The organism is Paraburkholderia phenoliruptrix (assembly GCF_047325075.1).
Taxonomy (GTDB): domain Bacteria; phylum Pseudomonadota; class Gammaproteobacteria; order Burkholderiales; family Burkholderiaceae; genus Paraburkholderia; species Paraburkholderia phenoliruptrix.
This window is the reverse complement of the sequence record NZ_CP168531.1, coordinates 2,202,428-2,226,268: the sequence shown is the minus strand read 5'-3', so window position 1 is coordinate 2,226,268 and position 23,841 is coordinate 2,202,428. Positions and strand designations below refer to the sequence as shown.

Sequence of the window (23,841 nt, the reverse complement as noted above, 5' to 3'; positions counted from 1 at the left end):
TGTTTAGGGCTAGAAAACGTTCCGGTGACGCGCCGCCGCGCGCACGCGCAGCGGTGCTCACGCGGTCATCACGCGTCAATCAGGTCTTCGAGCCGCAAACGTGCGATACGGTAGATCTGATCCAGACTCGCGCGCAGTTCGTCGGCGCGGCTATTGTTCACGCGCGCCTCGAAGTTCGCGATGATGCCGTGACGGTCATAGCCGCGCACCGCGAGAATGAAGGGAAAGCCGAACTTCTCGCGATAGGCGGCGTTCAGCGCGAGCAGTTTGTCGAACTCCTGCTGCGTGCATTGCGACAAGCCCGCGCCGCTTTGCTCGCGCGTCGATTCCGCGGTGAGTTCGCCGCGCACCGCGGCCTTGCCGGCGAGTTCCGGGTGGGCGTTGATGAGTGCGAGCTGCTTCTCTTCGCCTGAAGTCTCGACAATGTTCGACATCTTGCGATGCAATTCGTCGAGGCTCGCAAACGGCCGCTCGCGCGCGGCGATTTCCGCGACCCACGGCGAGTGCTCGAAAATGCCCGACAGCGCTGCGACGAACGCGTCGGTCGAAAGGCTGTTGAGTTGGTCCAGTGTGTATTGCATCGCCTTCATGCCGCTGCCCCGCGGTTGGTTTGCTGATAGGGATGATGTTCGCGCCAGTGCCGCGCGATATCGACGCGCCGCGTCACCCACACGCGGTCATGCTGCTCGATGTGATCGAGAAAGCGCTGCAGCGCGCGAAACCGCCCGGGCCGTCCGAGCAGCCGGCAATGCATGCCGACCGACAGCATCTTGGGCGCTTCGTCGCCTTCTTCGTAGAGCACGTCGAACGCGTCGCGCAGATACGCGAAAAAATGGTCCGCCGTGTTAAAGCCCTGCGGACTCGCGAAACGCATGTCGTTGGTGTCGAGCGTGTACGGCACGATCAGTTGCGGCACCGTCGAACCGCCCGTGACCTCGACGTCCATCCAGAACGGCAGGTCGTCGCCGTAGTAATCGGAGTCGTACAGGAAGCCGCCGTATTCGGCGACGAGCCGGTGCGTGTTCGGGCTGTCGCGGCCGGTGTACCAGCCGAGCGGCCGCTCACCCGTTACACGTTCGATGGCCTGCATGCCGAGGCGCATGTGCTCCGCTTCCTTTTCCGGCGAGACGTCCTGATAGTGAATCCAGCGATAGCCGTGACAGGCAATCTCATGACCGAGTTCGACGAAAGCGCGCGCGAGCTCCGGGTGTCGTTCAATCGCCATGCCCACGCCGAACACCGTGAGCGGCAGGCCGCGCTTTTCGAATTCCCGCAGAATGCGCCACACGCCGGCGCGCGAGCCGTACTCGTAAATCGACTCCATGCTCATGTGACGAGCCGGATAGGCAGCCGCGCCGACGATCTCCGACAAAAACTGCTCCGAGCCGGGATCGCCGTGCAGCACGCAGTTTTCACCGCCTTCCTCGTAATTGAGGACGAATTGCACTGCGACGCGCGCTCGCCCCGGCCAGTTCGCCTGCACGGGGTGGCGGCCGTAGCCGATCAGATCGCGTGGATAGTTGGGGTCGAGTGGCATGGTTTGACGAATGCGTGGTGACAATACGTGGGTGTTCGCGAGGCTCGGCGTACGGTGCGCCTCGAGTCGCGCGCGACGTGGCCGCGGCGGCCGGCGCGGGAGCGGCGGAAAGCCCGTCGCGCAGCCCGCACCGAGTTGGATCAGTGTAGCGAAAACGCCCCGATGCGCCCATACAGCCGCACAGATAGTGCGTGTCAGACTGAATGTATGTGCGGCTCGGCCTGGCTGGTGTTTACCCGCAGCGAATCGGCACTCATTGCACGCGGCGCTACGGCGTTCGGCTCCGCCGCCGACGGACTGAACGATTCCAGCGCACCGTCGTAACGCTTTGCGAGCGGCCGCGCGTAGTCACCGCGTTTGGCCGTTGAAAGCCGCAGGGCGACGAGCGCTTCGGTCCATTTGACGGCGGCCGTCACGCCTTCTATCACGGGCGCGCCGAGCGCGTCCTGAATTTCCGCGCATAGCTCGGCCATGCCCGCGCAGCCGAGCACGATCGCGTCCGAGCCGTCTTCGGCCAGCGCGCGCCGGCATTCGTCGAGGATGATGCGGCGCGCCGCCGAGCCCGGCTTGTCCAGATCGAGCACGGCGACGTCGGTCGCACGGACGTTGCGGCAGAAACGCTTCATGCCGTAGCGCTCGGCGAGATGCCACGCCATGCCGCAGGTGCGCGCAAGCGTCGTGACGACGGAAAAGCCCGGCGCCAGCACGCTCGCCGCATGCATGGCCGCCTCCGCAATGCCGATCACCGGCCCGCGCGCGAGTTCGCGCGCCGCGTAGAGACCTGGGTCGCCGAAACACGCGATCACGTAGCCGTCGCAGCCCTCGCGCTCGCCCGCCATGACTTCGGCGAGAAGGCCGGGCGTCGCGAGCGCTTCGTCGTAATAGCCTTCGATGGACGGCGGGCCCATCGTCGGACTCACGGCGATCACCTCCGTGCCCGGCGCGGCGACTTCGCGTGCGCAGCGGCCCATGGCATCGGTCATGCGCTGCGTCGTGTTCGGATTGATCAGTTTGATACGCATCTCGTCTCCTCTTCCCTCTGCGGGAGCAGTGCAGCGGCACTGCCCTTCAGCTTCCGTTAGCTGCCCTTCAGCTTCCCTTAGTTGCCCTTAGCTGCCGACCCTCACCGTGCCAGCACGCGATAGAACAGCGCCCCAAGACCCGCGCCGATGAACCACGAAAAATTCGCCATACCGTCGAGCGAGGGCACCATCACGCACAGCACGGCGATAACGGCGGCCGGCAAAAGCGCGGCCACCGCCCGATAATTGACGCCGTTGCGATACCAGTACGAACCCGTGGGCGCGACCGTGTACAGATCGTCGAGCACGACCTTCTGACGTTTCACGAGGTAGTAATCGACGATCAGGATTCCGTACAAAGGTCCGATGAAGCTGCCGAGCACGTCCAGCGTGTAGTGAATCACAGCGGGATTGTTGAACAGATTCCACGGCGTGATGAAGACCGACGCGACCGCCGCCAGCATGCCGCCCGCACGCCAGCTGATGAGCTTCGGCGCAACGTTCGAGAAGTCGAAGGCCGGCGACACGAAGTTCGCGACGATGTTGATGCCGATGGTGGCAACCGTGAAAGTCAGCGCGCCGAGAATCACGGCGGTCGGATAGTCGATGCGGCCGACCGTTTCGACAGGATCGGTGATCAGTTGGCCGAACACCGGCAGCGTGGCCGCCGTGGTGATCACCGTCACGAGCGAGAACGCGAGGAAGTTAACCGGCAGTCCCCAGAAGTTGCCGCGCTGCACGCTGCGAAAACTCTTGCCGTAGCGGGAAAAGTCGCCGAAATTGAGCATCGGCCCCGAGAAGTACGACACCACGAGCGAGGTTGCCGTAATCATGACCGGCAGCACCTCCATGCCGTGATACTTGACGCCGCCCAGGTTGATGCCGATGTTGCGCCATCCTGCGCGATACACCATATAGCCCGCGAGAATGAACATCACGACATAAACCGCCGGACCGGCGAAGTCGATGAACTTCTTGATCGTCTCCATGCCGTGCCAGAACACCAGCGCCTGCAACACCCACAGCAGCATGAAGCCGCACCAGCCAAGCGTCGACAGCCCCATGAAGCCGTGGCGATGCACGTCTGCGTAGGGCAAGAGTTGCGGCACGAATTTCAACACCACGATCACCAGCGCGCTCGACGCGAGATAGGTCTGGATGCCGTACCACGCCACCGCGATCAGGCCGCGAATCACCGCGGGGATGTTGGCGCCGAGCACGCCGAAGGTCGCGCGGCAGGCCACCGGATACGGCACGCCGTTCGCCTGGCTCGGCTTCGCGATCATGTTGCACAGCACGTTGACAATGGTGATGCCGACCAGCAGCGCAATCAGCACCTGCCAGCTCGTCAGGCCGAGCGCGAACAGGCTTCCGGCAAACACATAACCGCCGACGCTGTGCACGTCCGACATCCAGAACGCGAAGATGTTGTAGGCGCCCCAGGTCTGGTGACGCAACGGCGCGAGGTCCGCGTTATACAAGCGCTCGCTGTAGCCGGCCGGCAGCGCTGTCTCGCCGGAAGTGTCGCCGTCTGCATAAGGGGGGATTGCGGAACTGCCGGGCGCTGCACTGAACTGAGCCATGATTCCTCCTTGTGATGGGACCGTCGATTGCGAATCGAAGGGCACTGCATTGGCCATGCCAGTTGCGGCTGTACTGCGCGCCGCGCAGCTTTCTTCCTCTCGAACGGAAGAGGAGCGCGTTGCCGTCATGGCCACGCCGCGGGTGTCTCCGTACTGAAGTACTTGTGGTTATCGCATTGCCGGCCTTCCGCGGATCTCCGGCAATGGGGCTGCTGACAGTCTCGCCCGGCGGCCTGGCGACGGACGTGCGCGCGCCGGCCGGCAGCGCCCTCGCCGGGCCGCCTCGCAACGCTCGCTGGATTCGGTTCAGTTCAGTGCGGCGCGCACCAGCAACGGGCGCACGCCGGCCGCGTGCCTCAGCTTGGCGCGGACTTGCGTTTGGACGACTTGACGGATGCTTCTTCGAATGACGCCTTGCCCGCGCCGTTCATTGCGCCGCCTGTTTCCATGCTCTTTGCGCTGATCTTCGGGACACTGGTTGCGCCGCTCATTGCGCCGCTCGTTGCGCCGCTCATCGAGCCGAACACCTCGTGCAGATCGGCTGCGCCGCGCGCGGGCCGCTCCAGCATCTTCAACTCGACGCTTTGCAGATGGCGCGACATCAATGCCGCCGCCGCTTTTGCATCGCCGGCGTCGAGCGCGGCGAGAATGGCTTCGTGGTCCTCAAAAGAGCACGGGCTGCGGCCAAGCGATTCGTATAACGCCGAAATCAGCGTGGAGCGCGCCACCAGTCCGTTCAGGCAGTCGCACAGCACCGTATTGCCGGTGAGCTGGGCCAACTCCGTGTGGAACTCGCCGGACAGACGAATCCACGAAGAAAAATCACGCGTCTCGAACGCTTTGCGTTCGCGGCCGATCATGCTGCCGATGCTTTTCAGGCGGCGCATGCCGTGCCCGCTGCAAATCTTTTCGACGACGGCCAGCTCGATGATGCGGCGCATCTCGAACACCTCATGCACTTCCTGAAGCGAGGGACTCGCGACAAACGCACCGCGGTTCGGCTCCAGATCCACGAGACGGTCCGTCGCAAGCTGCGCGAGCGCCTGTCGGATCGGGCCGCGCTTGACGTCGAATACTTCGCACAACTGTGCTTCCGTCAGTTTGGCACCCGGCGCCAGCCGATGCTCGAGAATCGCGGCGCGGATGCGCTCGGCAATTGCTTCGGACTTCGAACTATTCGCGCTGGTCGATTCGGTGTCGGACATGATTTGCGTCTCGGTATGTTGGTCATAATAGGATGGACATAAATATTGTCAACAATTTTTGCTGGTATCTTCGACAATTTTTCCCGCCTTAGGTTGAACGCAGCGCGCACGCGTGGTTCGAAGCCATGCCGGTATTGACACAGCGGCAAAGTCACCAGGATTTTCACCGTCCTGGCGTAGCCGCTTTTGTTGACAAAATTGTCGTGCCTCAGACGGTGTTTGCCGGTCCAACTGGCGTTGGAGCGCCATCAGTTAGTTGCGTGCTTAGTCCATAAAAAAACGGGCCGAAGCCCGCTTTCGTCTCTCGCGCTATCCGCGCAGGCACGGATAATTGGACAAGGTCAGCCTGAAACCGTCTTTATCCGCGACAAGGTGTGCGTCGGCTCCGACCGGCAGCGTCAACATGTCCGGCACGTGACCGAACTGCAAGCCGGTCACAATCGGAATGCCGATCACCGACCTCATCTGGTCGATCACGGCGTCGAGGTCGTAGCCGTTGTCGTAGTCGAACGCCTTGCCGCCCGAAAAATCGCCGAGCACGAGCGCCTGCTGCTGATCGAGAATGCCCGACAGATGCAGTTGATAAAGCATCCGCTCGATACGGAACGGTTGCTCGTTGACGTCCTCGACAAACAGCACCCCGCCCTCCACCGCCGGCATATACGGCGTGCCGATCAGCGACGTGAGTACCGCCAGATTGCCGCCCCAGAAGGTGCCGCGGACGTCCAACGCGCGCGCCTGCGGCACGTTCCGCGCGATCGTCACGGAGGGCTCGGTCAGCGCCGCCCAGAAGTGCTGCATCGTGAATTCGCTGACGTGTTCCGCGCCGAAGTCGCTCATCAGCATGGGGCCGCTGAACGTTTTGAGCCCAGCGCGGGCGAACAGCGCGAGCTGAATCGCCGTGAAATCGCTGTGGCCGACGAGCGCGACCGGCTGATCGGCCAGCCGGCGTTGCAGGCCCGCATAGTCGAGCTCGGCCAGAATGCGCACCGCGCCGTATCCGCCGCGCACGGCGAGCACGATATCCGGCAGCGCACGCGCTGCGTCGGCGAGCCGATTCAGGTCCGCCGCGCGCTCGCCGTCGGTTCCCGCAAAGCGCTGATAGCGGCGCTGAGTCGCTTCCACGCCTTGCACGCGATGCCCTTGTGCGCGCAGGCGTTCCAGCGCGCGAGTCAGCACGGCCGGGTCGTGCGGATAGCCGGATGGTGCGATCAGATCGAAGGTGCGGTGGACGGTCATCGGCGGGAGCGGTGTGTCTTGTTGGGAAAACGTCGGGCCGGTTTGCAGCTCAGAGCGCCTTGTCCGGATCGCTTTGCACATGATGCCCGTCCGGTGTTGCGACACCGGCGCGCGCCGCAGCACGCGCTTCGCGGCCGGCGCGGCGCCGCTCGGCGAAAAACGACTTCAGCGCCGCGCCGCATTCGCTTTCGAGCACGCCGCCGACGACCTCCGTGTGGTGATTCAGTTGCGGGTTCGCGAAGGCGTCGACGACGCTGCCGCACGCGCCCGTCTTGGGATCGCGCGCGCCGAACACTACACGAGCGATGCGAGCGTGCATGATCGCGCCCGCGCACATCAGGCAGGGCTCGAGCGTCACATACAGTTCGCAGCCGGGCAAGCGATAGTTCTCGACAATCTGCGCCGCGGTGCGCAAGGCGATCATTTCCGCGTGCGCCGAAGGATCGTGCGCACCGATCGGATGGTTGAAACCTTTGGCAATCACTTCGTCGCCGCGCACGAGCACGGCGCCGACGGGCACTTCGCCGGCCGCGCGCGCCTCCTCGGCGGCGGCCTGAGCCAGCGCCATGAAGCGGCGATCGCGGTCGGAGATGGGTTGGGCGGACGCTGTGGCCTCGCCGACGACAACTTCAGCGCCGCCCTGCCCGGCACGCGGCACCGCCGACGCCTTGCCGGCCTCGGCCCCATCCGGGTCCGCTTGCGGCACGCCGCAATGGGCGACGGGCTCGCTCACTGCGACCTCGCGCCAGCCAACGCCGCGGCGGGGGCGACCGGTTCGGCGCCCCCTGCATGGGATACGTCGCCGTTCGAAGCCCTCTCGGACAGTCGTTCAGCGATGCGGCGGCAATATTCATGCGGCAGCGCCAACGCGCCTCCGCGCAGCGACTCGAGCGCCATGTCGAGCGCCAGCATGCGCGCCTGCAAGCGATACAGGCTAGCGTTGTCGCTCACCGCGTTCAGTTCGGTCTGCAAGTCGCGCAGCGCGCGCAGCTGTTCGACCGCAGGCGGCACGAAACCCGCATTTTTCAGAATCCGGTTAGCCACGCGCACTTCTTCCGGGACGAGCGCATCGTCGTCCAGGCTGAGCGGCGCGCCCGCGCCCGGCAAATCGTCGAATTCGCCGCGTGCGGCGGCGGCAATACGCTGTTCGACTAACGCATCAAGCAATCTCATCTGCAATCCACTACGTTGCGGCCCAAGCATTCTATCAGGGAGTGCCCGATGGCTCTCCCGGCCTGGCATACGGGCATACGGGCATACCGGCACACCGCAGCCGTTCCGGTGCCGCGCAGTGATAGCGCGATCACGCCAGCGACCGTGCCCGCGCGTGACGCATCAGGGCGTGACGCCTTCGAGCGGCCAGCGCGCAAGCACAACATGCCGGGTCCGCCCCAACAAGCTGTGTATCAGCGCAAAAGCGCGCACGTTCCAGCAAACCGGCTCAACCGGCTGGGCGGCCGCCCACGGCAGACCGTAAGCCAACGTCACATGCGGCGTAAAAACCCCCGCCGCGGAACTCCTGCCACTCTCAATGCCGCAGTTCCGCAATGCGTCGTACAACGCGTCATGCAGAGTATGAAGACCGACGAGGCCATCGGTTCCCGTCAGAACCAGCGGGCCCGGGCGCGGTTTGGAAGCGAAACTCGCGACCGTGTCGAACTCCACGGTAAACGGCGCCATGCGGATCGACGCCGCGGCCTGCATTGCCGCCTCAACATGAGCCGGCGGCAGCCCGCCCGCGAAAGTGCCGAGATGCCGCAGCGTGACATGCAGACGACTGGCCGCGAGCGGCCTGCCGCGGGCGCGCGCTTCCCCACAAAGCCGCTGCGCGAGCTTTGAAATACCGGCCGCCGTATTGCTGTCCGGAAAGACCGCGAAAAACAAACCGTCTGTTGGGGTAGGCGGCGCCTCCAGCCCGGGCAACCACAGTTGTTCAGGCATCTCGCTCCTGCGTGGTGAAAGCCGACATCTACACGGATCCTCCTTCGCATTGAACCGGCTCGCGGCCCGCAGCACGCGTTGGCGTGGCACCGCCGAGCCTTCAAAAAACGCTTGCGCTTGCTAAGCGCCTACGTAGAATACTGTACATCCATACAGTATTGGCGGCAACGTGGAATTGCGAAAAAAGCTCGAAGTCCTGGCGGACGCAGCAAAGTACGACGCATCCTGCGCGAGCAGCGGCGCGCCGAAGCGGGCGTCGCGCGGCACGCAGGGCCTCGGTGCGAGCACCGGCGCGGGCATTTGTCACAGCTTCACGCCGGACGGGCGCTGCGTGTCGCTCCTGAAAATTCTGCTCACCAACTTCTGTCTGTACGACTGCCAATACTGCGTCAACCGGCGCTCCAGCAATGTGCCGCGGGCGCGCTTCTCGCCTGAGGAGGTCGTCGATCTCACGCTGGACTTCTACCGGCGCAACTATATCGACGGGCTGTTTCTGAGCTCGGGCATCATCCAGTCTTCGAATTACACCATGGAGCAACTGGTTCGGGTCGCCCAGTCATTGCGCGTCGATCACCAGTTCCGCGGCTACATTCACCTGAAAACCATTCCAGACGCCGATCCGGAACTGATCGCGCAGGCCGGCCGCTACGCGGACCGGCTGAGCGTGAATATCGAACTGCCGACGGAGGTGAGTCTCGCGCGGCTCGCGCCGGAAAAGGACGTGCGCACCATCAAGCTTGCCATGGGGTCGATCCGCCTCGCGCAAGAGGAAGCGCTGAGCGACACGCGAGCCCCCAGGTTCAGTCCCGCCGGCCAGAGCACGCAAATGATCGTCGGCGCCGACCAGACGAACGACAGCACGATTCTGCAGACCGCCGAAACGCTGTATGGCTCATACCGGCTCAAGCGGGTGTATTACTCGGCGTTCAGTCCGATTCCTGACAGTCCTTCGGCCGTGCCCGGTGAAGCGCCGCCGTTGCTGCGTGAGCACCGGTTGTATCAGGCGGATTTTCTGCTGCGCGGCTACGGCTTTAGCGTCGGCGAGCTATTCCAGCAGCCGGGCAATCTGCCGCTCGACATGGACCCGAAGCTGGCATGGGCGCTTGCGCATCGCGAGCAGTTTCCGGTGGACCTGAACCGCGCGCCGCTGCGCATGATCGCGCGCGTGCCGGGCATCGGCATGCGCAATGCAAAGCGGCTTGTCGAATTGCGTCGTTCGCGCCGCGTGCGCTACGAAGACCTCGTGCGTCTGCGTTGTCCGCTGGAAAAAATCAAGCCGTTCGTCGTCACGCAGGACTATCGCGCGGCCATGCATGACGCGTCGTCGGCGCATCTGCGGCGGGTGTTGACGCCGCCGTCCGTGCAAATGCAGCTGTGGTGAAACGCCGTGCTCCGTCGCATTGAAATCGACAACCACTTTGAGGTATGGCGTGCCGCTTCGCTCGCTGCACTCGCTCATGGGCTCGCGCCGGAGGCCATCGAGTGGCGCATTCGCGAAAGTGCCGGTGCAACGCCGCTAGCCGGGCAGACGGCTTTCGACTATGGCGAAACCGAGGGCAACGGGTCGGCGGCGCAAGCGCCCGCGGTCCACGTGTCGAAGGACCTCGCGGCGTTGCTGCACGACGCCGCGCTGTACCGGGAGCCGCAGCGCTGGGCGTTTCTCTACAAGGTGTTATGGCGCTGGCAACACGGCGACCGGGCGGTGGCGTCGCCAGCGGATGTCGACGGGGCGCGGCTTTACCACATGGCCAAATGCGTGCGGCGCGCGAGGCACGACATGATTGCGTACGTGCGCTTTCGCAAGCAGCAATCGGACGCTTCGGGGCCCGAGTACATCGCGTGGTACGAGCCGGAACACGACGTGCTCGGCTGGGTCGCCGAGCATTTCGCGCAACGCATGGGGCGTTCTTCGTGGATGATCGCGACACCTCACGGCGCCGCGTTCTGGGACGGCTCGCAGCTGCATATCGAGGCGCGCCGCGCGTTGTGCGATCCGCACCATTCGGATACAAACGACGAAGCCGAATCCCTGTGGCTCGCGTATTACCGCAGTACGTTCAACCCTGCCCGCCTGAACGAGGCGGCGCTCCAGCAGCACATGCCGGTGCGGTTCTGGAAAGGCCTGCCGGAGGGCCGTCTGATTCCCGCCATGCTCAGTGAAGCGAGGACCGGCGCGCGGCGGGTGGCGCAAGCGAGCGGCGTGACCGCACTCGGCGGCAAGGCCATCCCCGTCGAAGCGGAATCAGCGCAGCCGGCGCGCGATCAGCCGTCGTCGCTGGATGCGTGCCGGCGCTGCGATCTGTGGCGGCACGCGACGCAAGCCGTCGGCGGCGCAGGGCCGCGGCCCGCGCCTATCATGCTGATCGGCGAGCAGCCCGGCGATCAGGAAGACCTGAGCGGCGAGCCCTTCGTCGGCCCGGCGGGACAACTGCTGAACAGCGCCATCGCGCGCGCCGGGCTCACGCGCGACGAGCTTTATCTGACCAACGCGGTCAAGCATTTCAAGTGGGAACCGCGCGGCAAGCGGCGGCTGCATAAAACGCCCGCGCAGCGTGAAGTGGAAGCCTGTTCTCACTGGCTCGCGCATGAATTCGCCACGGTCCGGCCATCGGTCGTCGTCGTGCTCGGGGCCACCGCGCTCCATGCGTTGCTGCGTGAAAGCGCAAGCTTGAGCGACTATCTCAGCGGCCCGTTCGAGCTCGAGGGCGGTTGGGGCATCGCCACCTATCATCCGTCGTTTGCATTGCGTCAGCGGGACGGCGCTGCGCGCGAGAAGGTGACGGCCGCCATCACCGGGGCACTGATCAAGGCGCGTCAACTGGCGGCATCCCGCGGAGCCGGCCCGCGCGGAGCGCGGTAACTGCTAGACTGCGTCGCATCCGGCATCGGAGCGTGTCCCGAACATGCCGCACGTGTGTCGCCCGAGCGTGTCCCGAGCGTGTCCCGAGCGTGTCCCGAGCGTGTCCCGAGCGTGTCCCGAGCGTGTCCCGAGCGTGTCCCGAGCGTGTCCCGAGCGTGTCCCGAGATGTCGCAACCGAAGCGCCTGGCCAGGCGGCAATCCCGCCACCCGCAGCATAAAAAACCAACCGGTCCACTTCAATGAAAGACGACGTCGCGCCCGTTCCGCTCACCACTGCATTCTGGTATTGGCTGCGGCTCGGCTTCATGAGCTTCGGCGGCCCTGCCGGCCAGATCGCGCTGATGCACCAGGAACTCGTCGAAAGAAAGCGCTGGATCTCCGAAAAACGCTTCCTGCATGCGCTCAATTTCTGCATGGTGCTTCCGGGGCCCGAGGCTCAGCAGTTGGCCACGTACATCGGCTGGCTCATGCATCGCACGTGGGGCGGCGTGATCGCAGGCGGGCTTTTCGTGCTGCCGTCGCTTTTTATTTTGATGGCCCTGTCGTGGGTCTACCTCGTGTACGGCAGCGTCCCGGCGGTGGCCGGCGTGCTGTACGGCATCAAGCCGGCCGTGACCGCGATCGTCGTGTTCGCCGCGTATCGCATCGGTTCGCGCGCGCTCAAAAACGCGTGGCTATGGGCGATCGCCGCCGCGGCGTTCATTGCGATTTTCGTCGCCGAGGTGCCCTTTCCATTGATCGTTCTCGCGGCCGGCATCATCGGCTACGTCGGCGGTAAATACGCGCCGGGGACCTTCGCGATCGGCGCAAGGCACGACGCCGCCGGGCAGGCTCATGGCCGCGCGCTGATCGACGACGACACGCCGACGCCCCGCCACGCGCTCTTTACCTGGAAGCGTTTTTTCATCGTGCTCGCGAGCTTCGTCGCCATCTGGCTGGCGGTAATCGGCACGTTGGCCGTGCTCTTCGGCTGGAATGGCGCACTTGCGCAAATGGCGTGGTTTTTCACCAAGGCTGCGCTGCTGACGTTCGGCGGCGCGTATGCCGTTTTGCCGTACGTCTATCAGGGCGCGGTCGAGCATCAGCACTGGCTGACGGGACTTCAGATGATCGACGGTCTCGCGCTCGGCGAAACGACGCCCGGCCCGCTGATCATGGTGGTCGCGTTCGTCGGCTTTGTCGGCGGATGGACGAGAGCGATATTCGGTCCCGACGCGCAGCTGCTGTCCGCGGTCGTCGCGTCGACAGTCGTCACGTTCTTCACCTTTCTGCCTTCGTTCATGTTCATCCTGCTCGGGGGGCCGTTCATCGAGACCACGCACGGCAATCTGAAATTCACCGCACCGCTGACGGCGATTACCGCCGCGGTGGTCGGCGTCATCGTGAATCTCGCGGTCTTTTTTGCGTTGCACGTCTTGTGGCCAAAGGGTCTGCATGGGAGCTTCGACTGGCTGTCGCTCGTCATCGGCGTCGCGGCGGCCATTGCGCTCTTTCGCTTCAAGGCCGGCGTGATACCGGTGGTGCTCGCGTGCGGCGCGGCCGGGCTCGTCTTGCGGCTGCTGGCGTAAGGCTAAGGCACGGGGTTTTGCACGTCGCGTGCAGCGCAGCGTGCCTCGCCAACGGCATCAGGTGTTCGCAACCAGCAGTTCCTCGGCATGGTTCGGCGGACGCAAACCATCGGTCCTGTCCGCGAAGTAGCGTCGTGTCAGCTCGGCCGCCGAAACATGCTGTGCCTGCGTGAAGCCGGCTTCGCCGGCCAGCGCGAGCATGTCCTCCGGCGTGAAGAAGCTCAAAAAAGGCGTGCCGCTCGCGCGTGCGCCCTTTTCGGCCATCTCCAGCCCCGGGCGTACCTCGGGATCCGCCAGATGCAGCGGCAACAGAAAGGTCATGGCAAGCGTCGATCCGCGCGCGAAACCCGCGACCTGACGCAACGTGGCTGCGTTGGCCTCGCGTGTCAGATACATGCTCACGCCCGTGGAGACCACGATGGCCGGCTTGCTGCTGTCGAAGCCCTCCGCCACGAGCCGCTCGCGCCACGCTTCGCCGGCCTCGAAATCGACCGGCACGAAGCGCAGCCAGCGCGGAATGCCGAACCCGAGCTCGACGAGCCGCTGACGCTTCCACGCCTGCGGCACCGGCTGATCGATCTCGAACACAGTCAGGCGCGCGGCGAGCTCGGGCTTGCGCTGCGCAAAGCTGTCGAGGCCCGCGCCGAGAATCACATATTGCTCGATTCCGCGCGCAGCCTGCCCGGCAACCAGATCTTCGATGAAGCGCGCCCGAGCCACGATCGACGCGCGAAACGGCCGCGTGAACTGCGGGTCCATGTCGCCGCGCTCGCGCCAATCGTCGCCGGGAGACAGCAGCTTCAACCCGATCCGATCGTCGAAAACATGCGGCGCGGCGTCCGCCTCGGTATGCAGCGCGCGCCACAGGGCGACGCGGGCCGCGGTGCTGTCCGGTGCCAGGTCTCGCTCTTCGTTCATGACCGCCGATCCTCCTTGTCCGTGTTCGCGCGATGCGGGAAGCCCTTGTGCCGTCGCTGCGTTCGGGCCGTCGGCGCAGCGCGCAGCAGACTCAAAAGTCTAGCATCGGCATGAACGCGGCATGCGCCGCCGCCTGCAGGCACGTCGCACCACGCCGAACCACATCGAACCACGGCGTACCACGCGGTCCATCGCGATCCAGCACATAAGCGTCCAGCAGCACGAGAGCGCCGCGCACCGGCCTCCCTCAGCCGGCCGCCCGGTCCTCCTTCAAACGGAACACGGCCACCGCGTCGTTGAGTTCGCGACTCTGCTCTTCGAGCGACAGCGCGGCGGCCGACGCCTCTTCGACGAGCGCGGAGTTATGCTGCGTCATTTCCTCCATCTGCGTGACGCTGGTGTTGACGAGCTCGATGCCCGCGGTCTGCTCGCTCGAAGCGAGACTGATCTCGGTCATGATGGCCGTCACGCGCCGCACCGCTTCGACCACTTCTTCCATCGTCGCGCCCGCGCGACCGACGAGCGTGCTGCCGTCCTTGACCTTGACGGTCGAGTCGCCGATCAGTTCGTTGATCTCGCGCGCCGCCGCAGCCGAGCGCTGCGCGAGATTGCGCACCTCGGAGGCGACCACCGCGAAGCCGCGGCCCTGCTCGCCGGCACGGGCCGCTTCGACCGCCGCGTTCAACGCGAGGATGTTGGTCTGAAACGCGATGCCCTCGATCACGCTCACAATGCCGACGATCCGGTCCGAGCTTCCCGAAATGGCGTCCATTGTCGCGACGACCTGGTCGACCACCTGCCCGCCGCGCGACGCGATCTCGGAGGCGCCCGTCGCCAGCTCGACAGCGCGGCGCGCACTGTCGGCGTTCTGGCGCACCGTGGCGGTCAGTTGCTCCATGCTCGCCGCCGCCTGCTGCAGAGAGGCCGCGTGCTGCTCGGTGCGCGTGGACAGGTCCACACTGCCGCCCGCAATCGCGCGCGCGTCGTGCACGATCGCCTCGGTACTCGCGCGAACTTTCTGGACCGTCTGCACGAGGCTATTCTGCATGCCCTTGAGCGCATCGAGCAGATAACCCATTTCGTTATCGCGCTGCACTGCGATCGCGCCCGTCAGATCGCCGCCCGCGATCCGGCCGAAGTGATCGACCGCCATGTTGATCGGCTGGACGATGGCGCGCGCGAGCGTGCGCTGCGCGAGCACGCCGATCACGAGCGCCACGCCGCCCGTGATGCCGAGCGCCCACAACATCACGCGAAAACGCGCCTCCGCGTGCTCGAAGCGCGCTTTTTCGCGCTCGACCTGATAGTCCTCCAGCGCCGTCAAGGCAGCCTGATAGTCGGCAAAGAGCGCAGCGGGCGCTTCGCGCTGCGTCGTCAGGAAATCGACGAGGTTGTCGTCGTCGAGCTGTTTGAGCGCCAGTTGGAACACCTGCGCGAGCAGGCGCTGACGCTTTGCATCCATGGCGTCGACGAGCGGCTTTTCGACGCTGTCGGGCACATGCAGCGCCCGGTAGGCTTCCAGTTCGCGGTTGCTCGAATCGAGCAGGACATGCAGTCGCGCGATGGCATCCTTGGCCGGCTTGCCCGCGCTGATGATCTGCTCGGCTTCGCCGAGACCGCCGCGCAATTGCAGCAGACGCTCGGAGCTCGTCTTCAGATGCAGCAGCGACGCCGTGTCGTCCTGATACATGTCGCGCAGCGCATTGCTGCTGTCATAAAGCCCTGCAATGCCGGCCACGATGACCAGCATCAGCAGCAGCGTGTAACCGGCGATCGTCGCGGCCAATCCGCCGCGGATGGTGATGTGTCTGCACATAGGCATGAGACCGGGCGGGCAGCGGCCACGCACGCTGCCCGCCCGGTCCGTTCCTCCGGATAGCAAAGATCGGGCTGTGAAAGGAATGACTGATCGGAAACCGACTCACAGCTTTACGGCACGAACGTCGCAGCGGATTTGCGGCAATGCGACGTGGATAGTGCCGATTGCGACACACGTCGGCCGTCGGGCGTCGGGCGCGACGTCGAGCCGTGCCTGCGCATTGGCGGCGATTCCGTTTAAGATCGAAGCCCCGGCGCTCACGCCCGTCAGCGCGCCCTCAAACTCAAACTCAACCTCAACCCGGGCCCGACAGGGCCTCCTTTCCATGCTCAGCTACACCGGCGGTCTCGTTCTCCTTGCAGCCCTTCTCCACGCCAGCTGGAACGCGCTGCTGCACGGCAACCGCGACCGCTTTCTCTCGATGACGTGGATGAGCGTCGCGATTGCGGCCGTCAGCACGCTCATTGTTGTGTTCACGCCGCTTCCGGCGGCCGCGGCGTGGCCGTATGTGATCGCATCGGGGCTCGTGCATATCGGCTACAACGCGAGTCTTGTGCACGCCTATCGTCGCGGGGACCTGGCGCAGGCGTATCCGGTCGCGCGCGGCTCGTCGCCGCTCCTCGTCACGCTCGGCGCGGCGCTGTTCGCCCATGAGGCGATCGGCCCGCTGCACGCGCTCGGCATCGCGATGATCTCCGGCGGCATCATCGCAATTGCGCTGCAGGCGGGACGCGTGTCGCGCGCGGGCGTGCTGGCCGCGCTCACCACTGGCGCAACCATCGCGCTGTATACGGTGATCGACGGCATCGGCGTGCGGCTCTCCGGCGGCGCGGCGCTGGCCTATACCGCGTGGATGTTCCTCTTCTACTGGCTCATGCCCGTGCTGTTCGTCGCCATGCGCGGGGCCGCGGCGCTTTGGACTCCGGTACGCGCAGCGCCCGCGGCCATCGCCTCTTCGCTCGTGGGCGGCGTGGTATCGATCGCGGCCTATGGCATCGTGATCTGGGCGATGCAGTCCGGCGCAATGGGCACGGTGTCCGCCTTGCGCGAGACCAGCGTGGTGTTCGCGGTGCTGATCGGGCGCGTGTTTCTCGGCGAAACGGTGAATGGCAAGCGCTGGCTCGCCTGCCTGGTGGTGGCGGCCGGCGCGGTGTGTCTCGGGCTTTGACGCTTGACGCGTGGGCCCTCGCGCATGCGCCGAGGCCCACGTGCATTGGTGCGCCGGCGGCCGCGGCCGGGCGCTTGTGCGTGGAACCTCGACACCGCCCGCGCCGCTTCATCGCCGCGCTTTTTGCCGCGCTTTTTGCCGCGCTTTTTGCCGCATTACATCACTGCATCACATCGGCGGCGCAACGCCATCCTTTTCGACGACGAGGCGCTGAGCGACATAGGCGCCCTGCGATGCCTCGGTCGCGACCACAAACACCTTCTTGCCCGGCGTCAGATCCGTGCGCGCGGCCGGCGTAAAGGTGACGATAGGTACATTCGGCGGCACCGTCACTTCATTGCTGCCGCCCTTGTACGACAGCTTCAGGTTGCGGCCGCTCGTGCCCTGAACCACGGTGTCGACGTTGGCATTCGTCATCGTGCTGTTGGGCCCGAGGTCCCAGCTATAGTGGCCCTCGCCCGTGCCGCGCGCGGCTTCGGGGAACACCACGACTTCGGTGGCGGTGAGCTTGCCGTCGGTGCCGGTCGTCGCCGCGGTGCCGACAAACGAACCCGGCTTGATGTCGGACAGCTGCATCGACTTGACGGCCGACACGGTCACTGCCGGCTTCAATTCGATCGATACCGTATCGCCGCTGCGGCGATGCACCTTCAGTACATCGCCGTCGAGCGAGACGATGTCGCCGCGAATACGCGACGGCTTGGCGGCGGGCGTTTGCGCGAGCGCGGCGCCGGCAAAAGCCAGCGTCGCAAGTGTGAGGCCGAGTTTCAGGCGAATAGACATGTATGAACGCTCCATGAGAAACGGTTGAGAGACTGCGAAACAGGCAGCAAAAGAGGCACAGCAGAGCCGCGCCGCCAGGCTGCATTAAAAAACCGCATTACAAAAAACCGCATTACAAAACCGCGACCCGCCCGATGCCCTCAGGACCCGCCGAACCAGTTGTAACCCTGGTTCTCCCAATAGCCACCGGGATAGTCGTTGGTGACGCTGATCGCGGCGATATGCTTCGGATTCTTGTAGCCGAGCTTGGTGGGGATGCGCAGCTTCATCGGAAAGCCGTATTTCGGCGGCAGCGTCTCGCCGTCGTAAGCGAGCGTGAGCTGCGTCTGCGGATGCAGCGCCGTCGGCATGTCGATGCTCGTCCAGTAGTTGTCCGCGCAATGCAGCGACACATACTTCGCGGTGAGGTCCGCGCCGGCGCGCCTGAGGAATTCGGCGAAGCGCACGCCGTCCCAGCGGCCGATCGCGCTCCACCCTTCGATGCAGATATGGCGCGTGATCTGGCTTTCCTGCGGCAACGCGCGCAGTTCGTCGAGCGTCCACACGCGCTTGCCGCTGGCGAGCCCGCCGACCTGCAAGCGGTAGCTCGCGGCATCGACCTCGGGCACATCGTCGATGTCGTAAAACGCGTTGAACGGAAACGGCCGCGTGATCATCGACTCGGGGTAAGTCGGCGCGAGCGTGGTCGGACTGAAGAGCAGCGCCTGGACGTCGTCGTTGAACGACGACATCTTGCGCAGCATGCTGTTCACGGATTTGTCGTTCGACAGATCGCAGCCCGACAGCATGGCGATTCCGCCGAGCGTCAGGATGCGTTTGCCGAGCAGACGGCGCGCGGGATTTTTCAACTCGCCGCGAGCGTCCTTGATGATGGTCTCGGCGTGCGACAACGCAAATGCACCGAGCTTGCCAGACCTATTGCGCAGGCTCATGATCAGCGCCCCCGGATCATCACGACAAGCGAGCGCGGCACGAGCGCAACCATCGCGACATGCACGACGAAGAACGCGACCAGCACGCTCATCGCAACGAAATGCACGACGCGCGCGTTGTCGTAGCCGCCCATCAGCGTGCGCAGCAAGGGAAATTGCACGGACTTCCAGATCGCGAGCCCCGACACGATGACGAGCGCGATATCGGCGATGACGACGAGATAGGCCGACTTCTGCACCGCGTTGTAGCGCGCGAGGTCGTCATGCTTCAGCTTGCCGCGCAGCGCGTCGAGCAGATCGCTCGCGAGCGACCCGGCGCTGACGGGCAGCAGTTTGCGCTGAAAGCGCCCCGAAGCGAGGTTGAGCGCGACGTACACGGCGAAATTCGCGACCAGCATCCACATGACGGCGAAGTGCCACTGCAACGCGCCGCCGAGCCAGCCGCCCAGCGTGATTGCGGCGGGAAAGCGCCAGCCCGCGAAGATCGGCGATGCGTTGTAGATCTGCCAGCCGCTCGTCACCATCAGCATGACGGCGAGCGCATTGACCCAGTGTGAGATGCGGACCCAGGCGGGTTGAATCGTTGTAGAACTCAAGGCGGCCTCGTGGTGGATAGCTGCGGGAAATCGGCACTGTCATAGGCGTAAACAGCGCACCCGCGCAGCTATTCCATCGCACGGAAAATATATTGCCGCTACGGGCTCACTGCTTGTGAAGCTCGACGACTGTGAGCGCGCCGCCCACTTCCTCGGCGACGAAATCGATCTTGTCGCCCGCTTTCACCTGCGACAGCATGGCCGGGTCCTTGACCTTGAAGGTCATCGTCATCGCGTCCATGCCGAGGTTCTCGAGCGGCCCGTGCCTGATGGTCAGCTTGCCGGCGGCGACATCGACCTTGCGGACTTCGCCGTGCGACATACGGTGATTCGCGCTATCGGCAATGTTCATGCTGCTTGCATCACTTGTATCGCCTGCCTCGCTCATCTCATGCGTATGGCCGCCTGCATAAGCGCTCGTGCAGACAGCCAGCGCACACACCATGACAGCCGAAGCCGTTGCGTTCTTCATTACGTTCTCCAAAGCAAAATTGATCAGAAAGTGAGCCCTGCCCGAGGCCCGGCTCGCATGGCGACATCAACCGGCCGGCAGCTCGCCGGTGTATTCGAAAGCCACCGTGCCTTCTGGATGCCGGTACCAGCCCGGGTCGCGGTAATCGTTGCGGCCGAGCCCCTGACGCACTTTCACGACGCTGAACATGCCGCCCATTTCAAGCGCGCCGAACGGGCCCGTGCCGGTCATCATCGGCAGCGTGTTGTCGGGCAGCGGCATCTCCATTCCGCCCATCGAGCCGCCCCTGCTGCCCATCGCCATATAGTCCGGCACCAGCTTGCCGATGCGCTTCGCGAGGTCCTTCTGCTCGACGCCGATCAGGTTCGGAACCTGGTGCCCCATCGCATTCATCGTGTGATGCGACTTGTGGCAATGGAAGGCCCAGTCGCCCGGCCGGTCCGCCGTGAATTCGATCGCGCGCATCTGGCCGACCGCGACGTCGACTGTCACCTCGGGCCAGCGCGCGGACGGCGGGATCCAGCCGCCGTCGGTGCCCGCCACCTCGAAGCTGTAGCCATGCAGATGGATCGGGTGATTGGTCATCGTGAGGTTGCCGAAGCGGATGCGCACGCGGTCGCCGGCCCGCACGGGCAGCGGGTCGATGCCCGGAAACACGCGCGCATTCCACGTCCACATGTTGAAGTCGGTCATCTCGTTGACACGCGGCGTGAAGCTGCCGGGGTCGATGTCGTACGCCGACATGAGGAACACGAAGTCGCGGTCCACCGCCATCGCGCCGCGCTGCTTCGGATGCACGACGAATGTGCCCATCATGCCCATGGCCATCTGCACCATCTCGTCGGCATGCGGGTGATACATGAATGTGCCGTGGCCTTCGAGCTGAAACTCGTAGACGAAGGTCTTGCCAGGCGGAATATGCGGCTGCGTGAGACCGCCCACGCCGTCCATGCCGCAGGGCACGCGCATGCCGTGCCAATGCACGGTGGTGTGCTCGGGCAGTCTGTTGGTCACGAAGATGCGAACCTTGTCGCCTTCCACGGCCTCGATGGTCGGCCCCGGCGCCTGGCCGTTATAGCCCCACAGGTTCGCCTTCATGCCGGGCGCCATCTCGCGCACGACCGGCTCGGCGATCAGATGGAATTCCTTCCAGCCGTTCTTCATGCGCCACGGCAAAGTCCAGCCGTTCAGCGTGGCTACCGGCGTGTACGGCCGGCCGTTGGGCGGCGCAAGCGGCGGCTGGGTCGCCGTCGTTTGCATGATGGGTGCTTCGGGCAGCGACGCCGCGCCGGCCTTGCTGACGAGCGCCGCGCCGACCAGCGCGGCGCCGGAACCGCCGAGAAACGTTCGACGAGAGAGCATGTTCATTCACCTTCAGGGTTCGACGACGCGCCGTGCGCGTGGGTAGCTTGTGATGGCGGCGTGGGAACAGCTGAGTCCTGCGGCTCGCGCGCCGGGGGCGAGGCAGGGTCAGCGGACGGAGCGGGCCTGGCGGACACGGCAGGCACCGCCGGCACGCCAGGCGGCAGCGGCATCGCCAGCGGCGGCAGGCGCCCGCCCAGCGACTGCTCCAGATCGGTCTGCGCAAGCCAGTAATCCTTGAGCGCGTCGATGTAGCCGTTGACCGCCGCGATCTGATCGCGCGAGTCGGCGAGCAGCTCGAACACGCTCGCGAGCATGCCGTTGTAGCGCAGCAGCATGTCGTCGGAGATGCTTTTGGCAAGCGGCACGACCTCGTCGCGATAGTGCTTTGCGACGTCGTAGCTCGTCAGACACGCGGCATACGATTCGCGGACCTCGGAGCGCGCGTCGATCGCGGTCTGCGCGAGCCGGCTCGCCGACTGCATATAGATCGCTTCGGCGCGCGCCACCTTGGCGCCGCCCCAGTCGAACAGCGGAATCTCGACGCTGATTTCGTAGCCGCGCTCATGCCCTTTGTCGCTTTCGAAGTTGTTGAGATAACCGGCATCGAGCACATTGACGAAGCGTGTTGCCCGGCTCAAGCCGAGCGAGGCGGCGACGCTTTGCGTACGCAGTTGCGCCGCCTGAATGTCGAGGCGATTTCTGATCGCAAAGCTTTCCAGCCCGGCGAATTGCGGCCGGTCCTTCGGCAAGTCGGGCAGCCGCTCCGGCAGCGTGTACTGCGTCGCCGAGCCCCATAAGCCCAGGGTCCGCGTGAGCTTCTCACGAGCCGCAAGCGCCTGCTGCCGTGCCTTTGCGAGACGCGCGGCCGCTTCCGCGTAGAAGGCCTGCTCGCGCGCGTAGTCGAGCTTGCTGAAGTTGCCCGCCTGACGCATGCGCAGCGCGAGCTCCGCGCCCGCCTGCGCCGTGTCCTTCACCTGCGCCGCGTAGTGCGCCGCCTGCGCCGCGGCCACCGCGTTCACGTAGGCCCGGCGCGCGTCGGCGGCCACCGCGAGCATGACGTTCGCGGTCTCGAGCTTCGTTTCTTCGAAGCGCCGGCTTTCGATGCGGGTCGCCGCGGGCAGCGTCAGCACCCCCAACACGCTCATCGACAAAGTGCGGCCGATGCCGAAGCCGTCGCTCCAATGCGTGCGGCTGAAGGTGAAGCCCGGGTTCGGCAAGCGCCCCGCCTGCACGAGGTCGGCCTCGGACATGCCGAGTTCGGCGTACGCAGCCTGCAGCCCGCGGTTGTTGAGCAACGCCAGCTGGACGGCGTCGTCCATGCCGAGCGGCGCCGCCAGCAGTTCCTGCGTGCGCCTGAGGACAGCGTCGCGGTCCTCGTCGGTCTTCACGTAGACCGCGTCCTTGTGAAGCCGCTCCGCCGCAACCGAGGACACGCTGTCGAACCCGCCGTCCTTTGAAAAAGTGCTGCAACCGGTGAGGAAGACCGCCGCGATGGCGACGCCGGTAAGGCGCTGGTGCATGAGGTATCGCGTCATCTCGATTCGCCCTCGTGCTGATGACCGCCCCTCGCGGCCGATGCCGCGCCCGGCTGCGCATCGTTCATGTGGCCGGTCACCGGCCGCTGTGGCACGAGCGCGCTGTTCAGCTGTTGCCAGCTTGCGCCTTCGCGGTCGCTATACGGGGTGTAGCCGTCGAATGCGGACGGCGCGCTTATGGCCGGCACCGACGCACCGGCGTCCGCCGGGTCGGGCCTTTGCGCCGCCTGCGCGAGCAGCGGCAACGCCGCGCTCGCGCCGAGGAGCGCTGCACGAATGGTTCGCATGAAAGTTCTCGTCGTGAATCATCCGCAGACCGTCGGGCGGTCTTGCGGAAAAATGGTCCTGCCGCAGCGCCTCGCTGCGGATGCGGGAATCAGACGGAAATGGACCTGGGCGGCCGTTCGATACCGCCCGTCAGGAACGACGCGGCGGGTGTGGGATGAGGCGCGGGTTCGAACGAATCGACGATGCGGGTGGAAGACGGCAACGCCGGTACGGACAGCATCGCGGCGCCCAAGCAGCAGGACGCGCAGGTCGAGCACGCATGCGCGTGCGCGTGTTCCGCGCCGCCATGCTGGTGGCCGTCCGCCTGCAAATGATCGACGCGGGGCGCCGCATGCTGGTGCAGGTCTGCGTGCAGCGCAACCTGCTCAGGCTGGACGACGTGCTGATGAGCCGGCTCGCTCTCGCGAGCCGGACCCGCGGCACACTTCATCGCGACGGCCGCGAACGACTGAACCGGGAGGCTCAGTGCCAGCAGGAAAACGATGAAGAGTTTGCGCCAGTCGTACATAAGCGCGAAGTCTAGCACGCGGTTTTCAGGCTTGTAAGGCGCGGCGAGCGCGTGCGGCTCGCCACGCGGATCACGAAGCCATGGCCCGGCACGCTTGCGCGCAAGCGCGGCAAGCCGCCGCGCAATCCTTGCAATGCTGCGCGTCGTGCTTGCCGCATTCGTTGGCGCAGGCTTCGCAGATGTCCGCGCACATGCGGCAGATCGTGCGGGCTTCGCTGCTGCCGCGCGCCATGGCCGCCGACGCGAAGTGGCACGCCGCCGCGCAGTCGATGTCGAGTTTGATGCAGCCGGTCATGTCGGCCACGCCCTCTTCCGCGAGGCAGGCGCCCGCGCAGTGGCCGCACGCGATTGCGCACGCGTCGCACGCTGAAATACAGGACTGAAACGCTTCGTGCGTCATGGAATCCTCCATTTGACGAGTCGGATCTTCAACAAGCGGCGCGCCATGCGCGAACGCCGCTCCCGTAGTCGGACAGGCAGCAAGGCACATTCCGGCCGCGGT

General features: G+C 65.3%; 25 protein-coding genes. 5 read left to right on the top strand and 20 right to left on the bottom strand.

All coding sequences use genetic code 11. The features are described from left to right. Positions 1 to 68: 68 nt before the first annotated feature. The 9 genes from uraD to ACEN8U_RS22025 form a co-directional block, all read right to left on the bottom strand. A complete protein-coding gene (gene uraD / locus ACEN8U_RS22065) occupies positions 69 to 590 on the bottom strand; it encodes a 2-oxo-4-hydroxy-4-carboxy-5-ureidoimidazoline decarboxylase (protein ID WP_310110155.1) in 522 nt (173 codons plus the stop codon). Next, on the bottom strand, positions 587 to 1,537 hold the full coding sequence (gene puuE / locus ACEN8U_RS22060; protein WP_310110153.1) for an allantoinase PuuE: 951 nt from the start codon (positions 1,535 to 1,537) through the stop codon (positions 587 to 589). The genes uraD and puuE overlap by 4 nt, the downstream gene beginning before the upstream one ends. 194 nt (positions 1,538 to 1,731) lie before the next feature. Continuing rightward, positions 1,732 to 2,559, bottom strand: a complete 828-nt coding sequence (locus tag ACEN8U_RS22055) for an aspartate/glutamate racemase family protein (RefSeq protein ID WP_015002431.1) — start codon at positions 2,557 to 2,559, stop codon at positions 1,732 to 1,734. 101 nt (positions 2,560 to 2,660) lie between these two features. Next, on the bottom strand, positions 2,661 to 4,142 hold the full coding sequence (locus ACEN8U_RS22050) for an NCS1 family nucleobase:cation symporter-1 (RefSeq protein WP_310110151.1): 1,482 nt from the start codon (positions 4,140 to 4,142) through the stop codon (positions 2,661 to 2,663). Positions 4,143 to 4,498: 356 nt separating this feature from the next. After that, entirely contained in the window at positions 4,499 to 5,347 is an 849-nt protein-coding gene (locus tag ACEN8U_RS22045; RefSeq protein ID WP_310110150.1) for a GntR family transcriptional regulator, read from the bottom strand. A 309-nt stretch (positions 5,348 to 5,656) separates the two neighbouring features. Next, entirely contained in the window at positions 5,657 to 6,586 is a 930-nt protein-coding gene (ldcA, locus tag ACEN8U_RS22040; RefSeq protein ID WP_310110149.1) for a muramoyltetrapeptide carboxypeptidase, read from the bottom strand. Positions 6,587 to 6,635: 49 nt separating this feature from the next. After that, a complete protein-coding gene (tadA, locus tag ACEN8U_RS22035) occupies positions 6,636 to 7,319 on the bottom strand; it encodes a tRNA adenosine(34) deaminase TadA (protein WP_374725936.1) in 684 nt (227 codons plus the stop codon). Then, a complete protein-coding gene (locus ACEN8U_RS22030; RefSeq protein WP_310110148.1) occupies positions 7,316 to 7,759 on the bottom strand; it encodes a DnaJ family domain-containing protein in 444 nt (147 codons plus the stop codon). The genes tadA and ACEN8U_RS22030 overlap by 4 nt, the downstream gene beginning before the upstream one ends. Before the next feature lie 162 nt (positions 7,760 to 7,921). Continuing rightward, positions 7,922 to 8,527 (bottom strand): 2'-5' RNA ligase family protein, encoded by a 606-nt coding sequence (locus ACEN8U_RS22025; RefSeq protein ID WP_310110402.1) that lies wholly within the window; start codon positions 8,525 to 8,527, stop codon positions 7,922 to 7,924. A 169-nt stretch (positions 8,528 to 8,696) separates the two neighbouring features. Between ACEN8U_RS22025 and ACEN8U_RS22020 the strand changes: the two genes are divergently transcribed. The 3 genes from ACEN8U_RS22020 to chrA all read left to right on the top strand — a co-directional run bounded on the left by ACEN8U_RS22020 (position 8,697) and on the right by chrA (position 12,955). Continuing rightward, positions 8,697 to 9,908: a putative DNA modification/repair radical SAM protein gene (locus ACEN8U_RS22020; RefSeq protein ID WP_310110146.1), complete on the top strand. Its 1,212-nt coding sequence runs from the start codon at positions 8,697 to 8,699 to the stop codon at positions 9,906 to 9,908. Between the two features lie 6 nt (positions 9,909 to 9,914). After that, entirely contained in the window at positions 9,915 to 11,387 is a 1,473-nt protein-coding gene (locus ACEN8U_RS22015; RefSeq protein WP_310110145.1) for a UdgX family uracil-DNA binding protein, read from the top strand. Between the two features lie 239 nt (positions 11,388 to 11,626). Further along, positions 11,627 to 12,955: a chromate efflux transporter gene (gene chrA, locus ACEN8U_RS22010; RefSeq protein WP_310110143.1), complete on the top strand. Its 1,329-nt coding sequence runs from the start codon at positions 11,627 to 11,629 to the stop codon at positions 12,953 to 12,955. Positions 12,956 to 13,012: 57 nt separating this feature from the next. On the opposite strand, the gene ACEN8U_RS22005 is transcribed toward chrA, so the two are convergent. Further along, the gene (locus ACEN8U_RS22005; protein WP_310110142.1) at positions 13,013 to 13,873 is read right to left on the bottom strand and encodes a class I SAM-dependent methyltransferase; all 861 of its coding nucleotides are present in this window, start codon (positions 13,871 to 13,873) and stop codon (positions 13,013 to 13,015) included. Positions 13,874 to 14,120: 247 nt separating this feature from the next. Beyond that, positions 14,121 to 15,689 carry a methyl-accepting chemotaxis protein gene (locus ACEN8U_RS22000; RefSeq protein WP_310110141.1) on the bottom strand — a complete coding sequence of 523 codons (1,569 nt, stop codon included), beginning with the start codon at positions 15,687 to 15,689 and terminating at the stop codon, positions 14,121 to 14,123. A gap of 328 nt (positions 15,690 to 16,017) precedes the next feature. Here ACEN8U_RS22000 and ACEN8U_RS21995 point away from each other — a divergent pair, with 328 nt between their 5' ends. Beyond that, positions 16,018 to 16,860 (top strand): DMT family transporter, encoded by an 843-nt coding sequence (locus ACEN8U_RS21995; RefSeq protein WP_310110140.1) that lies wholly within the window; start codon positions 16,018 to 16,020, stop codon positions 16,858 to 16,860. 168 nt (positions 16,861 to 17,028) lie between these two features. On the opposite strand, the gene ACEN8U_RS21990 is transcribed toward ACEN8U_RS21995, so the two are convergent. From ACEN8U_RS21990 to ACEN8U_RS21955, 8 genes are all read right to left on the bottom strand, one after another. Continuing rightward, complete coding sequence (locus tag ACEN8U_RS21990; protein WP_013588110.1) at positions 17,029 to 17,643, bottom strand: hypothetical protein; 615 nt, start codon at positions 17,641 to 17,643, stop codon at positions 17,029 to 17,031. Positions 17,644 to 17,783: 140 nt separating this feature from the next. Then, positions 17,784 to 18,575 carry a molybdopterin-dependent oxidoreductase gene (locus ACEN8U_RS21985; RefSeq protein WP_310110139.1) on the bottom strand — a complete coding sequence of 264 codons (792 nt, stop codon included), beginning with the start codon at positions 18,573 to 18,575 and terminating at the stop codon, positions 17,784 to 17,786. A gap of 2 nt (positions 18,576 to 18,577) precedes the next feature. Then, positions 18,578 to 19,171, bottom strand: a complete 594-nt coding sequence (locus tag ACEN8U_RS21980) for a cytochrome b/b6 domain-containing protein (RefSeq protein WP_310110138.1) — start codon at positions 19,169 to 19,171, stop codon at positions 18,578 to 18,580. 106 nt (positions 19,172 to 19,277) lie between these two features. After that, complete coding sequence (locus ACEN8U_RS21975) at positions 19,278 to 19,643, bottom strand: copper-binding protein (RefSeq protein WP_310110137.1); 366 nt, start codon at positions 19,641 to 19,643, stop codon at positions 19,278 to 19,280. 66 nt (positions 19,644 to 19,709) lie between these two features. Continuing rightward, positions 19,710 to 21,005, bottom strand: a complete 1,296-nt coding sequence (locus tag ACEN8U_RS21970; protein WP_310110136.1) for a copper oxidase — start codon at positions 21,003 to 21,005, stop codon at positions 19,710 to 19,712. Positions 21,006 to 21,007: 2 nt separating this feature from the next. Next, on the bottom strand, positions 21,008 to 22,543 hold the full coding sequence (locus ACEN8U_RS21965; RefSeq protein WP_374725935.1) for a TolC family protein: 1,536 nt from the start codon (positions 22,541 to 22,543) through the stop codon (positions 21,008 to 21,010). Then, positions 22,540 to 22,830 (bottom strand): hypothetical protein, encoded by a 291-nt coding sequence (locus tag ACEN8U_RS21960; RefSeq protein ID WP_310110134.1) that lies wholly within the window; start codon positions 22,828 to 22,830, stop codon positions 22,540 to 22,542. The genes ACEN8U_RS21965 and ACEN8U_RS21960 overlap by 4 nt, the downstream gene beginning before the upstream one ends. An 89-nt stretch (positions 22,831 to 22,919) precedes the next feature. Continuing rightward, complete coding sequence (locus ACEN8U_RS21955; protein WP_310110133.1) at positions 22,920 to 23,051, bottom strand: hypothetical protein; 132 nt, start codon at positions 23,049 to 23,051, stop codon at positions 22,920 to 22,922. 39 nt (positions 23,052 to 23,090) lie between these two features. On the opposite strand from ACEN8U_RS21955, the gene ACEN8U_RS21950 reads away from it, so the two are divergent. Next, entirely contained in the window at positions 23,091 to 23,354 is a 264-nt protein-coding gene (locus ACEN8U_RS21950; RefSeq protein ID WP_310110132.1) for a hypothetical protein, read from the top strand. 55 nt (positions 23,355 to 23,409) lie between these two features. Here ACEN8U_RS21950 and ACEN8U_RS21945 read toward each other — a convergent pair whose 3' ends face one another. Beyond that, positions 23,410 to 23,739 (bottom strand): four-helix bundle copper-binding protein, encoded by a 330-nt coding sequence (locus tag ACEN8U_RS21945; RefSeq protein WP_028361117.1) that lies wholly within the window; start codon positions 23,737 to 23,739, stop codon positions 23,410 to 23,412. Between the last annotated feature and the right edge of the window lie 102 nt (positions 23,740 to 23,841).